At 71.0% G+C, this 12780-nt stretch carries 7 protein-coding genes and 1 pseudogene; 2 read left to right on the forward strand and 6 right to left on the reverse strand.

The genetic code is table 11. The annotated features are described in order from the left end of the window. The 6 genes and pseudogenes from glgX to ACM6JT_RS32570 form a co-directional block, all read right to left on the reverse strand. The gene (gene glgX / locus ACM6JT_RS32545) at positions 1–2115 is read right to left on the reverse strand and encodes a glycogen debranching protein GlgX (RefSeq protein ID WP_407972742.1); all 2115 of its coding nucleotides are present in this window, start codon (positions 2113–2115) and stop codon (positions 1–3) included. 34 nt (positions 2116–2149) lie between these two features. Next, the gene (glgB, locus tag ACM6JT_RS32550; protein ID WP_414857979.1) at positions 2150–4357 is read right to left on the reverse strand and encodes a 1,4-alpha-glucan branching protein GlgB; all 2208 of its coding nucleotides are present in this window, start codon (positions 4355–4357) and stop codon (positions 2150–2152) included. Then, on the reverse strand, positions 4354–7773 hold the full coding sequence (gene treS, locus ACM6JT_RS32555) for a maltose alpha-D-glucosyltransferase (RefSeq protein ID WP_414858020.1): 3420 nt from the start codon (positions 7771–7773) through the stop codon (positions 4354–4356). The genes glgB and treS overlap by 4 nt, the downstream gene beginning before the upstream one ends. After that, positions 7773–11165: a maltotransferase domain-containing protein gene (locus ACM6JT_RS32560; RefSeq protein ID WP_414857980.1), complete on the reverse strand. Its 3393-nt coding sequence runs from the start codon at positions 11163–11165 to the stop codon at positions 7773–7775. Before ACM6JT_RS32560 ends, treS begins: the two co-directional genes overlap by 1 nt. Before the next feature lie 292 nt (positions 11166–11457). Then, positions 11458–11793: a hypothetical protein gene (locus ACM6JT_RS32565; protein WP_034184442.1), complete on the reverse strand. Its 336-nt coding sequence runs from the start codon at positions 11791–11793 to the stop codon at positions 11458–11460. Then, positions 11790–12073, reverse strand: a pseudogene (locus tag ACM6JT_RS32570) (MgtC/SapB family protein); the annotation flags it as partial. The gene ACM6JT_RS32565 and the pseudogene ACM6JT_RS32570, both read right to left, overlap by 4 nt. Positions 12074–12341: 268 nt before the next feature. Here ACM6JT_RS32570 and ACM6JT_RS32575 point away from each other — a divergent pair. Continuing rightward, entirely contained in the window at positions 12342–12584 is a 243-nt protein-coding gene (locus tag ACM6JT_RS32575; RefSeq protein ID WP_034184441.1) for a DUF6566 family protein, read from the forward strand. Continuing rightward, positions 12581–12727 (forward strand): hypothetical protein, encoded by a 147-nt coding sequence (locus tag ACM6JT_RS32580; protein WP_165948176.1) that lies wholly within the window; start codon positions 12581–12583, stop codon positions 12725–12727. The genes ACM6JT_RS32575 and ACM6JT_RS32580 overlap by 4 nt, the downstream gene beginning before the upstream one ends. The last annotated feature ends 53 nt before the right edge of the window (positions 12728–12780 follow it).

The following is a 12780-nucleotide window of genomic DNA, read 5'->3' on the forward strand; positions in this document are numbered from 1 at the left end:
TCACGAAGGCGGGTCGGGCGGCACGGCCGCGACGGCGACCGCGGCCGCATGCGCGGCGACGTCGAGGCCGTCGGCCGGCCATGCGCGCGGGCCGGCGTCCGGCGCGGCGGTGTCGACCAGCACGCGATAGTTGAGCACGGGCGCGGGCGGCGCGAACGTGATCGTCTCGGACGACGCGTTCAGCATCACGAGCAGCGACTCGGTGCGCCCGGTGCGGCCCGCGCCGACGCGCCGCATCGTCAGCGCGCGGCGCTCGCGGTCGTGCCACGCGGGCACGGTCAGCGCGTCGCCGCGTTCGTCGAACCAGTCGATCTCGGCCATGCCCGGCGCGCCGTCGTGATCGCCCGACGGATAGCGCGGCGCCGACATCAGCGGGTACATGCGCCGCAGCGCGGCGAGCCGCGATACGAAGCGCATCAGCTTCACGGCTTCGTCGCTGCGTGCCAGATCCCAGTCGAGCCACGACAGCTCGTTGTCCTGGCAGTACGCGTTGTTGTTGCCGTGCTGGGTGCGGCCGAACTCGTCGCCGGCGACGAGCATCGGCGTGCCGAGCGCGGTGAACAGCGTCGCGAGCATCGAGCGCGCGACGCGCGCGCGCACGTCGCGGATCGCCGCGTCGGCGCTCGGCCCTTCGACGCCCCAGTTCGCGCTGCAGTTGTCGTCGCGGCCGTCGCGGTTGTCCTCGCCGTTCGCGTCGTTGTGCTTGTCCGCATACGACACGAGATCGGCGAGCGTGAAACCGTCGTGCGCGGTGACGAAATTGACCGACGCCCACGTATGGCGCCGCTGGTGGTTGAACAGGTCGGCCGACCCCGCGAGCCGCGCGGCGAGTTCCGGCCGCTGGCCCGCGTCGCCGCGCCAGAAGCGCCGCACGGTGTCGCGAAAGCGGTCGTTCCATTCGGCGAAGCCCGGCGGGTGGCGGCCGAGCTGGTAGCCGCCGGGGCCGAGATCCCACGGCTCGGTGATCAGCTTGCGCTGCGCGAGCACCGGGTCCTGCCGCAGCGCATCGAAAAATCCCGCGCCGGGATCGAAGCCGTGATCCTCGCGGCCGAGCGTCACGCCGAGATCGAAGCGGAAGCCGTCGACGTTGAACGCGGTGGCCCAGTAGCGTAGCGAATCCATCACCATCTGCACGACGCGCGGGTGCGACAGGTTCAGCGTGTTGCCGCAGCCCGTCTCGTCGACGTGGAAACGATGGTCGCCCGGCACGAGCCGGTAGTAGCTCGCGTTGTCGAGGCCGCGCCACGACAGCGTCGGGCCGAGCTCGTTGCCTTCGCAAGTGTGGTTGTAGACGACGTCGAGCACGACCTCGATGCCGGCCGCATGCAGCTGTCGGATCGCGATGCGCATCTCGTCGAGCCGCCGCGTCGCGAGATACGCGGGTTCCGGCGCGAAGAACGCGGCCGTGTCGTAGCCCCAGTAGTTGCGCAGCCCGCGTTTCACGAGTTCGCGCTGCTGCAGGAACGCGTGGACGGGCAGCAGCTCGACCGTCGTCACGCCGATCGACAGCAGATGATCGATGAAAGCCGGATGCGCCAACGCCGAGAACGTGCCGCGTTCGGGCGCGCGCAGCCCGGCGCGGCGCATCGACACGCCGCGCACGTGCGCCTCGTAGATCACCGTGCTGCGCCACGGCACGCGTGGGCGCCGGTCGGTGCTCCAGTCGAACGCCTCGTCGACCACCACGCATTTCGGCATCGCGGGCGCCGAGTCGCGCCGGTCCATCGACAGGTCCGCGCGGTTCGAATGCACGCGATAGCCGAACAGCGCGTCCGACCAGCGGAAATGGCCGACCAGCTTGCGCGCGTACGGGTCGAGCAGCAGCTTGGTCGGATTGAAGCGATGGCCGTGCTGCGGCTGGTACGGGCCGTCCGCGCGAAACCCGTACACGGTGCCCGGATGCGCGTTGGGCAGGTAGCCGTGCCACACCTCGTCGGTGCATTCGGGCAGGTCGAGGCGCGCGAGTTCCCTGCGGCCGGTCGGATCGAACACGCACAGCTGGATGCGCTGCGCGTGCGCGGAAAACACCGCGAAGTTGGTCCCGAGGCCGTCCCAGGTCGCGCCGAGCGGATAGCGGCGGCCGGATTCGAGGCGAGCGGGCAGGGCACTCGGCATGGGGCGGATATCTCCGTGTCGAAGGGGCGGGGAATCAGGCGGGGCTCAGCCACAGCGTCGCGAGCGGCGGCAGGCACAGCGCTGCCGACCACGCCTCGCCGTGCGCGGGCACGGCCTCGGCCCACACGGCACCGTCGTTGCCGGCGTTGGTGCCGCCGTACGATGCGGCATCGGTGTTCATCCGTTCGCGCCAGTGGCCGGGCGCCGGCAGCCCGACGCGGTAGCCGCTGCGCGGCACCGGCGTGAAGTTGCAGACCGCGACCACCAGGTGCCCCGCATCGTCGCGGCGCGCGAACGCGAACACGCTGTTGTCGCGGTCGTCGCCGATCAGCCAGGCGAAGCCGGCCGCGTGGCAGTCGAGCGCATGCAGCGCGGGTTCGGCCGCATACGCGCGATTCAGGTCGCGCACGAGCCGCTGCACGCCGCGATGCGCAGGCGCGTCGAGCAGGTCCCAGTGCGGCGTCGAGTCGTGCGCGAATTCGGCCCATTGCGCGAACTCGCTGCCCATGAACAGCAGCTTCTTGCCGGGGTGCGCCCACATGAAGCCGAAGTACGCGCGCAGCGTCGCGAGCCGCTGCCACGCGTCGCCCGGCATCTTCGCGACGAGCGAGCCCTTGCCGTGCACGACCTCGTCGTGCGACAGCGGCAGCACGAAGCGCTCGGAGAACGCGTAGATGAGCCCGAACGTCATCCGGTCGTGGTGATAGCGGCGGTGGATGGGGTCCTCGCGCAGATACGCGAGCGTGTCGTGCATCCACCCCATGTTCCACTTGAAGTCGAAGCCGAGCCCGCCGTCGCCGGTCGGCGCGGTGACGCCGGGCCACGCGGTCGATTCCTCCGCGACGGTGACGACGCCGGGCGGCGCGGCCGCACCGTGCAGCGTGTCGTTCAGCATGCGCAGGAATGCGACCGATTCGAGGTTCTCGCGCCCGCCGTACACGTTCGGCACCCATTCGCCTTCATTGCGCGAATAGTCGCGGTACAGCATCGACGCGACCGCGTCGACGCGAATGCCGTCGACGTGATAGCGGCGCGCCCACGCGAGCGCCGACGCGACGAGGAATGCGCCGACCTCGGTGCGCCCGACGTTGAACACGCACGTGTGCCAGTCGGGATGCAGCCCCTCGCGCGGGTCGGCATGCTCGTACAGCGCGGTGCCGTCGAACTGCGCGAGGCCGTGCGGATCGTCGGGGAAATGCGCGGGCACCCAGTCGACGATCACGCCGATGCCGGCCGCATGCGCGCGGTCGACGAACCGCGCGAAGCCGTCGACCGGCCCGAAGCGCGCGGACGGCGCGAACTGCGCGAGCGGCTGGTAGCCCCACGAGCCGCCGAACGGGTATTCGGCGATCGGCATGAACTCGACGTGCGTGAAGCCCATCCCGTGCACGTACGGAATCAGCCGCTCGGCAAGCTCGTCCCACGTCGCGCTGCGGTCCATCTCCTCAGGCACGCGCAACCACGATTCCGCATGCACCTCGTAGATCGACCACGGCACGCGGTAGCGGTCGGCGTGCGGCCGCGCATGCATCCAGCCGTCGTCGTGCCACGCGAACGCGTCGAGCGCCGCGACGTCGGCGACGACGGACGCCGTGCGCGGCGGTGCTTCCGTCGCGCGCGCGCACGGATCGGCCTTGTGCGGCAGTACGCGCCCGTCGGCCGCGCGCAGCTCGTACTTGTAGCGTTCGCCCGCGCCGATGCCCGGCACGAACAGCTCCCATACGCCCGACGGCCGCCGCAGCCGCATCGGATGGCGGCGGCCGTCCCATCCGTTGAAATCGCCGACCACCGACACGCGCTGCGCGTTCGGCGCCCATACCGCGAAGCGCACGCCGTCGGTGTCGTCGATGCGCACGGGCGTCGCGCCCAGGCAGTCGAGCACGGCGGCCGGATCGCCGGACGAGAAGCGCGCGAGCGCGGCGTCGTCGAGCAGCGTGCCGAACGCATACGCGTCGTCGGTCACCTGCCGCGCGTCAGGCCAGTCGATCGCGAGCAGGTAACGGGGAACCTCGCCGTCGTGCGCGATCGTGCCGGCGAAGCAGCCGGCGCGGTCGACGCACGCGAGCGCGCCGAGTTCGTCGCCGTCCGGCGACAGCGCGCGCACGCGCTCGGCGCCGGGCAGCAACGCGCGCACGACGATCCGGTCGGCCTGCCCGTGCGGGCCGAGACACGCGAACGGATCGGGATGGCGGCCGGCGAGCAGCGCATCGATGTCGGCCTGTTCGAACAGCGTGTCGGTCATCGCGTTCCTCCGGGTTCGGGCGCGCTGCCGTCGTCGAGCAGGCGCTCGACGAGCGCCGCGAGCCCGCCGACCGGCACGCTCAGCCAGTCGGGCCGGTTCGCGGCCTCGTAGCACAGCTCGTACGACGCCTTGTCGATCAGGAACAGCGCGAGCAGGCGATCGGCATAACGCGGGTCGACGAAGCGTGCGGGCGCGAGCGCGGCGGCCGCGCGATAGCATTCGACGAAGCGGTCGGCGGCGGCCTGCCCGAACCGGTCGAACAGCGCGCGCTTGCGGCCGGCCGCCTGCGGCGGTGCTTTCTCGGTCGCGAATTGCGCGGTCGCGCTCACATACGACAGCGAGCGCAGGAAGCCGGCCACGTCGCGCAGCGGATGCGATTTCGCGCGGCGCCGTTCGAGCGGGCGCGCCGGTTCGCCTTCGAAGTCGATCAGCAGCGCGTCGCCCTGCACGTCGAGCACCTGGCCGAGGTGGAAATCGCCGTGAATCCGCGTGCATTGCGCGTCGAGCGTGCGCGGCACGAGTTCCCCGAGCGCGCGCACGGCGGCGTCGCGCGACGCGAGCAGCGCGTCGGCCGATGCGCGCATCGCGGGATCGAGCGCATCGAGCGCATCGAGCCGCGTGCGCAGCACGTCGAGCGCGCGCTCGAACGACGCGATCGCGTCCACGCACCAGCCGCCGACGTGATCGGGTGTCGCGCGTTCCGGCGCGAACGCGGGATCGTCGGACGGCTGCGCGAGCGCGACGTGCAACTGGCCGAGCCGCGTGCCGACGATGCCCGCGAACGCCGCATAACCGAGCAGCGCCTCGGGTTCCTCGTCCTCCTCGGCCGCTTCGTCTTCGTCGGCGGCCGGCAGCGCGAGCTCGTCGACCGCGCGCCGCAGGAAGTCGAACGAACGCGTCCATGCGTCACCCTGGTTGTCGACGTAGCGCTGCAGGATCGCGACCGTGTGCGGCGTGCCGTCCGGATCGACGTGCACGACCTCGCCCGCGAGCGTCGCGGTGTTCGCATAGCCGATGCGCGTCAGGTGCCGGCTCATTTCCGCTTCCGGATGCACGCCGTGCGCGACCTTGCGCACCAGCTTCAGCACGATCGCGTCGCCGATCACGAGCGAGCTGTTGCTCTGCTCGGCCGCGAGCCAGCGCACTTCGGCGTCGTCGCCGGGGTCGAGCGCTGCGAGCGCGCTCTCCGGCAGGAACGCGAGCCGGCCGCCGTCGGAGGTCGGCACCGTTGCGCCGTCGCGCAGCTTGCGCAGCATCCCGCGCGCGAACGACGGCAGCGCGAACGCGTCGGTCAGGTAGCCGACCGTATGGCCGCGCCGCACGCGCGCGAGCGCGAGCTGCGCGAACAGCGGCTGGGACGTCTCGCCGCCCCAGGCCGCCGCGAGCGGCACGATATAGCGCTCGACGCCGCCGTCGCTGGCGCAGACCCACGCCTCCGCATACTGGAACGCTTCCCCCGGCACCGGCGTGACGACGTTCAGCCACGCATCGCCGATCGCGCGATCCTTCGACGCGAACCAGCGCCGCCGTGCGAGCCACGACGCGAGCGCGTCGTGCGCGAGCGCGTGCAGCTGCCCGACGTCCGGCCGCGTATCGCCGCGCCGCATCACGAGCGTCACGTATTCGGGCAGCGGCTCCGCATGCGGCTGCCGCCACGACGGCTCGCGGCCGTGCCCGGACAGCTCGAACCACAGGAACCCGTACGGCGGAAAGGTGAGGAGATACGGGAGCTGGCCGATCGGCGGAAACGGCGAATCCGACGTCATCTCGATCGGCACGCGGCCCGCGAATTCCGACAGGTCGAGCTCGACCGCCTGCGACGCGCGCGACAGGTTCGCGACGCACAGCACCGGATCGTGGCCGTCCAGGTCGCGCAGGTACGCGAGCACCTTGCGGTTCTCCGGGCGCAGGAAACGGATCGTGCCCCGCCCGAACGCCTGCGACGCACGGCGCGTCGACAGGATGCGGCGGGTCCAGTTCAGCAGCGAATGCGGGTCGCGCGTCTGCGCTTCGACGTTGATCGCGTCATAGCCGTACAGCGAGCCCATCACCGGCGGCAGCACCAGCAGTTCGGGGTCGGCGCGCGAGAAGCCGCCGTTGCGGTCCGACGACCACTGCATCGGCGTGCGCACGCCGTCGCGGTCGCCGAGGTGGATGTTGTCGCCCATCCCGATCTCGTCGCCGTAGTAGATCACGGGCGTGCCGGGCATCGACAGCAGCAGCGAATTGATCAGCTCGATGCGGCGCCGGTCGCGCTCCATCAGCGGCGCGAGCCGGCGCCGGATGCCGAGGTTCAGCCGCGCGCGCCGGTCGCTCGCATAGGTTTGCCACAGCAGGTCGCGCTCCGAATCGGTCACCATCTCGAGCGTCAGCTCGTCGTGGTTGCGCAGGAACACGGCCCACTGGTTGCTCGGCGCGAGCGCGGGCGTCTGCCGCATGATGTCGACGATCGGGAAGCGGTCCTCGCTCGCGATCGACATGTAGATGCGCGGCATCAGCGGGAAGTGGAACGCCATGTGGCATTCGTTCTCGTCGCCGAAGTATTCCTGCACGTCTTCCGGCCACTGGTTCGCTTCCGCGAGCAGCATCCGGTTCGGGTACTCGGCGTCGATCGTCGCGCGGATCCGTTTCAGGATCGCGTGCGTTTCCGGCAGGTTCTCGTTGTTCGTGCCTTCGCGCTCGACGAGATAGGGCACCGCGTCGAGCCGCAGCCCGTCGATGCCGAGATCGAGCCAGAAGCGCATCACCTGGATCACCTCGCGCACGACGGCCGGGTTGTCGAAGTTCAGGTCCGGCTGGTGCGAATAGAAGCGGTGCCAGTAGTACTGGCCGGCGATCGGGTCGTGCGTCCAGTTCGATGTTTCGGTATCGAGAAAGATGATCCGCGTGCCCGCGTATTTCGTGTCGGTGTCGGACCACACGTAGTAGTCGCGATGCATCGAGCCCGGCTTCGCGCGCCGCGCGCGCTGGAACCACGGATGCTGGTCCGACGTGTGGTTGATCACCAGCTCGGTGATCACGCGGATGCCGCGCGCATGCGCTTCGCGGATGAAGCGCCGCACGTCGGCGAGCGTGCCGTAGTCGGGATGCACGTCGCGGTAGTCGGCGATGTCGTAGCCGTCGTCGCGGCGCGGCGACGGGTAGAACGGCAGCAGCCAGATCGTGTCGACGCCGAGTTCGGCGATGTAGTCGAGCTTCGCGATCAGGCCGGGGAAATCGCCGATGCCGTCGTTGTTCGAGTCGTAGAACGACTTCACGTGCACCTGGTAGATGATCGCGTCCTTGTACCACAGCGGATCGTCCGCACAGAGCGCGGGCGCGCGGCGGCGCGCACGGCGCCGGCGCGGCGTGCCGGCCGGCGCGAGCGACGGGAACTGCGCGCGGCGCACGTCGTCGAGGGAATCTTCGCGTTTCATCATCCGTGGGCTCCCGAAGGTCGTCGGGCGTCGTCCGGTCCGGGCGCGGCCGCCCGCGCGGCGCCCGGAGACGGCGCGAGCCGCCAGATCGCATACGGCCGCACGTGCGGATCGAGCGACACGTACTGGCGATGGCCGCGCCACGTCTGCGCGTGCGCGGCATCCAGTTCGAGCGCGTCGAGCGGTTCGCCGTCGGCGAGCCCGAAACCGCGCCACAGCGCGGCGTCGAGCGTGAAGTTCGCGGCCTGCGGATGCCACGGGTCGAGGCTGATCGCGACCACGACGACGCTGTCGAACGCCGGCGTCGCCTTGACGAACACGAGCACGGCGTCGTTGTCCGCGTCGGCGAACGTCAGGCCGAGATGCGTCTGCAGCGCCGGGTGGTCGCGCCGCGCGCGGTTCAGCCGCGCGACTTCGGCGCCGATGTGCGCGGCGCGGCTCCAGTCGCGCGCGCGCAGCTCGTACTTCTCCGCGTTCGCGTATTCCTCGCTGTCCGGCAGCGGCGCCGATTCGCCGAGCTCGAAACCCGAGTACATGCCCCATGAACCGGCCAGCGTCGCCGCGAGCGCCGCGCGGATCACGAACTGCGTGCGCGGCGCGTTCTGCAGATGGCGCGGGTTGATGTCGGGCGTGTTGACGAAGAAGTTCGGCCGGAAGAAGTCGCGCGCGGGCCCGGCCGTCAGCTCGGTCAGGTAGTCGATGAACTCGCGCTTCGTCTCGCGCCACGTGAAGTACGTGTACGACTGCGAGAAGCCGACCTTCGCGAGCCGGTACATCATCGCCGGCCGCGTGAACGCTTCGGACAGGAACACGACGTCCGGATGGCGGCCGCGCACGTCGTCGATCATCCACGCCCAGAACGGCAGCGGCTTCGTGTGCGGATTGTCGACGCGGAAGATCCGCACGCCCGCGTCGACCCAGAACAGCACGGCGTCGCGCAGCGCGAGCCACAGGCCGGGCAGCGCGTCCGGCGCGTAGAAATCGGGGTTCACGATGTCCTGGTAGCGCTTCGGCGGGTTTTCCGCGAAGCGCAGCGAGCCGTCGGGCCGCCACGCGAACCAGCCCGGATGCGCGGCCAGCCACGGATGGTCGGGCGAGCACTGGATCGCGAAATCCAGCGCGATCTCGAGCCCGTGAACGCGCGCGGCCTCGACCAGCGCGCGGAACGATTCGAGCGTGCCGAGCTGCGGGTGCACGGCCGTGTGGCCGCCGTCGGGCGAGCCGATCGCATACGGGCTGCCGACGTCGTCGGGGCCGGCTTTCAGGCTGTTGTTGCGGCCCTTGCGCGCGGTGGTGCCGATCGGGTGGATCGGCGGGAAATACAGCACGTCGAAACCCAGGTCGCGAATGCGCGGCAGGTGCGCGATCACGTCGTCGAACGTGCCGTGCCGATGCGGATCGTCGCTCGCCGAGCGCGGGAACATCTCGTACCAGCTCGAGAAGCGCGCCGCGCGACGCTCGACGTCGACCCGATAGGTGGTTTCGTCGTGCGTGACGAACGGCCGGTAGCGCAGCGCGGCGAACGCGTCGGCCAGCGGCGGCGCGCCGAGCAGCGCGAGCCGTTCGGCGGGCGGCGCGTCCCTGAACTCGGCGACGAGGCGCTCCATGTGCGGGACCGCGCGCGCATCGGCCGGCTCGGCGAGCTTGAGCGCGGTCGCGAGCAGCAGCTGGGCTTCGCGCAGTTCGAGCGTCACGTCCTGGCCGGCCGCGTGTTTCTTCGCGACGTCGTCGGCGAGCGACGCCCAGTCGTCGCGCCACGCGATCACGCGAAATGCGTGGCGGCCGACCCGGTCGAGCATGATGCGTGCGTGCCAGCGGTCGTTCGGCTCGGCTTCGAACGGCACTTCGCGCCAGTCGTCGTCGCCTTCCGCGTGCCACTGGAGCGCGGCCGCGAGATGCGCGTGCCCGTCGGAGAAGATCGATGCATGCACGACGAGCGGTTCGCCGATCACGCGCTTGACCGCGAAGCGGCCGCCGTCGACCGACGGCTCGACGCGCTCGATCGCGATCCGGTCGGCCGCGAGTGCGGCCGACAGCACCGTGCGTTCGCGCGCGGCGTCGGCGCGCGTCGTGACGGGCGGCGCGCGCCGTGCATGCAGCAGTGCATGCGCGCCGGGGCCGAGCGTGAAGGCGTCGAGCGCGGTGGGCGGCTGTGTTTGCGTGCCGTCCTGCGTCACGATGCGCGTGAAACCGCCCGGTACGCCGGGCAGGATCGCGGCGGGATCGACGGTTGCCGCCGTGTCGAGATCGGGATTCAACGCGATCAGCAGTGCCGCTTCGTCGTGTTCGAGCGACGGCCCCGTGCCGCGCAGCAGCACCGTCGCGGTTGCACCGGGCGCGCTCAACTGCGCGATCTCGCCGCGCGCGGCCGCCACGGGCGTCGCGCGCCTCCACGCGTTCGCTTCGGCGATCGCACCCGACAGGTCGAAGCGCGCACGCTCGAACGCGGTGCGGTAGCGATCGGCATCCGCGTCGCGCGACATCAGCGGCAGCGTGACGCCGCGCTCGAAGCCCATCGGCGCGAGCCAGCCGGTGCCGACGGCCGCGGCCGTCCACAGTGCACGGCGATATGCGCGTGCGACGGTGTCGTCCGGTGCGTCGGGCCAGTCGTCGGCGAGGCGCGGGCCGTCGAACGCATCGGGAAACGCGATCGGCGAGCCGATGCGCCGCAGCAGCCGGTGTTCGTCGGCGAACCACGGTGCGTGCAGGTCCCACCAGCGCACCGACGAGAACACCGCATCGAACCCGGCCGCTTCGAGCTGCGCGAGCGCGTCGCGCGCATGGCCGGGCACGCCGGCGAGCACCGCGGCGTCCGGGCGCGCGCGGCGCAGCGCCGCGCGCCAGCCGGGCCACCAGTCGGCCGGCAGATGATGCGGCGCGTCGACCAGGAAGCCGGCCGCGCCCGCGTCCGCAAAGGCGGCGAGGTGCGCGCACCACCACGCCGACAGCGCGTCGCGTGCCGCGTCGTCGCCGAGGTTCGCGTGCACGACATCCAGCGCGTGCGCGGTACCGCGCGGGTCGATCAGCGCATCGTCGTGCGTGCGTTCGACGTACCAGTCCGGATGCGCGGCGCGCAGCGGGTTCTCGCGCGCGATGCGGTCCGGCACGACTTCGAGCAGCACGCGCAGCCCGTGGCCGTGCGCGAGCTGCGCGAGCCGCGAGAATGTTTCGAGCGCGCTCGCGCGCGTCGCGAACGTGTGGGCCGGGCGATGGAAATCGGCCACGTGGCGCGGGAAGCCGGCGACGCTCGCGGCCCAGAACGACCCGACCAGCACGTGATCGAAACCCATTCCGGCGATATGCGCGAAGGTCTGCCCCCACGCGTCGAGCGGCCCGACGAGGCGGGCGTCGCAGAAATAGATATGCGGAGCGAAGGTCGGCGTGGAGTCCATGGCGCGGGGCGTGCGGGCGGCGGCGGTCGATAACGCCGGGTTGCCGCAACGCGTGTGCCTGCCGCGTGGAGTCCGATGCGGCAATGGTCAGGCGGGATGCCGGCGCCGGCGGGCTGTCGTTTTTACATGACCGCTGTACTGCCGCTTGCACTTACATGCGCGGGATGGAGCGGATGTCCGTGCTGTCGCCCGTGTCGCGATGCGTCGCTCGGTAGCAGCGCGGCGGCCGCTGCATCGTCCGGGCCTGCCGTTGCGATGGCGGCGAGCCGCACGCTCCTGCGGTCCGGCGCGATCATCGTGCGTCGACGTCCCGGTCGCCGTCGATGCGCTGCAGCAGCACGTCGCAGCGGGCGCGCAGCGCCTGCAGCTCCGGCGAACGGGCGTCGAGCCGTACGCGTTCGCCGTTTTCGAGGCCGTGCGTGACCGCGATCTCGTAGATCTCCTGCGCGATCGTCGCGGCTGCGCTCGCGATCCTGATCCGGTCGAGCCAGCTGCATTCGGCGTGATGGCACGCGAGCCACGCGCGCAGCGCACCGACGCGCTGGCTGATGGTGAGCCATCCGCCGAACCGCATGCGGGCGGCCAGTTCGCTCGTCACGAGATAGGAGAGCAGGTCGGTCTGGGTCACACGAAGCTCCTTGACGAAGTGTCGGGGCGGCAGGTCCGCACGCCGGCGATGTTTTGCAGCGTCTTGCCGAGCGTTGCAAATTCCGGTCCGCTCGTGCGCGAGAACGGGGCCGGGATGTCGTCGGTGTCCGGATCGTCGTCCGACTGCCGGACGATGAACCGCTTCATGCGCACGCGTCGCGCGCCGGGTGTATCGTGCAGCGTGCCGAGCGTGAGATCGCTATGCTCGACGACGAGCGCAGCATGCGCGGTTGACGCTGCGCGATGACGCGGCATTCGAGCCGCGAGCATCACGAGTGCCGGGCAGCGCGGCCGGCAGCAGGGGGCCGACGCGTTCGAGGTGCCCGATCATGATGTGCATTCCTTCCGTTTCGCCCAAACGCTTACCGGTAGCGGTTCGACGCGCAATGGGGCTGTAAGGGGACGTAAGGGGGCGCAAGGCGCGTGCCGGCCGGGCACGCTGCGTGCGAGCAGGGCGGCCGGCGCGCTCGGCGATCGGGCGGCGCGCATTTTTTGCATCGTTATCGCAGATAAGCACAGGAGGCCATCGTGCAACATCAACAGGATGCACAGGTTCGAGACCCGTATCGCGGCCACGAGATCCTCGTATGGGCGCGGCGCAACGATAGCGGCGCATGGCGCGACGAGGTGCAGGTGTATGTCGGCGGCGAGCGCATCGAGCTGGTCGAGCCGGCGGCCGCCGGCCCCGAATGGCTGACCGAGAACGAAGCATTGCGCGCGGGTGTCGAGCGCGGTCGCTACCTGATCGACAAGCGCGTCGACGACGATTGACCGGGACGCATCGACGCACGATCCGCGCACCCGCGCCGCCTGCCGGTACGACCCCGGCCGCGACGCGCGGCCTTGGCTGCAGCCGCTACGAAATCGACGTGAACCCGGCCGGCCGCATGCTGTTCGCCGTGCCGGCCGCGTGAAGTGCGCGCGGGAGGCTTCAATCCGGCGAAGGCGACCCCGGTGCGGCGGATGG

The sequence above is a fragment of the Burkholderia sp. IT-111MI5 genome (assembly GCF_949752865.1).
GTDB classification, from domain to species: domain Bacteria; phylum Pseudomonadota; class Gammaproteobacteria; order Burkholderiales; family Burkholderiaceae; genus Burkholderia; species Burkholderia pyrrocinia_C.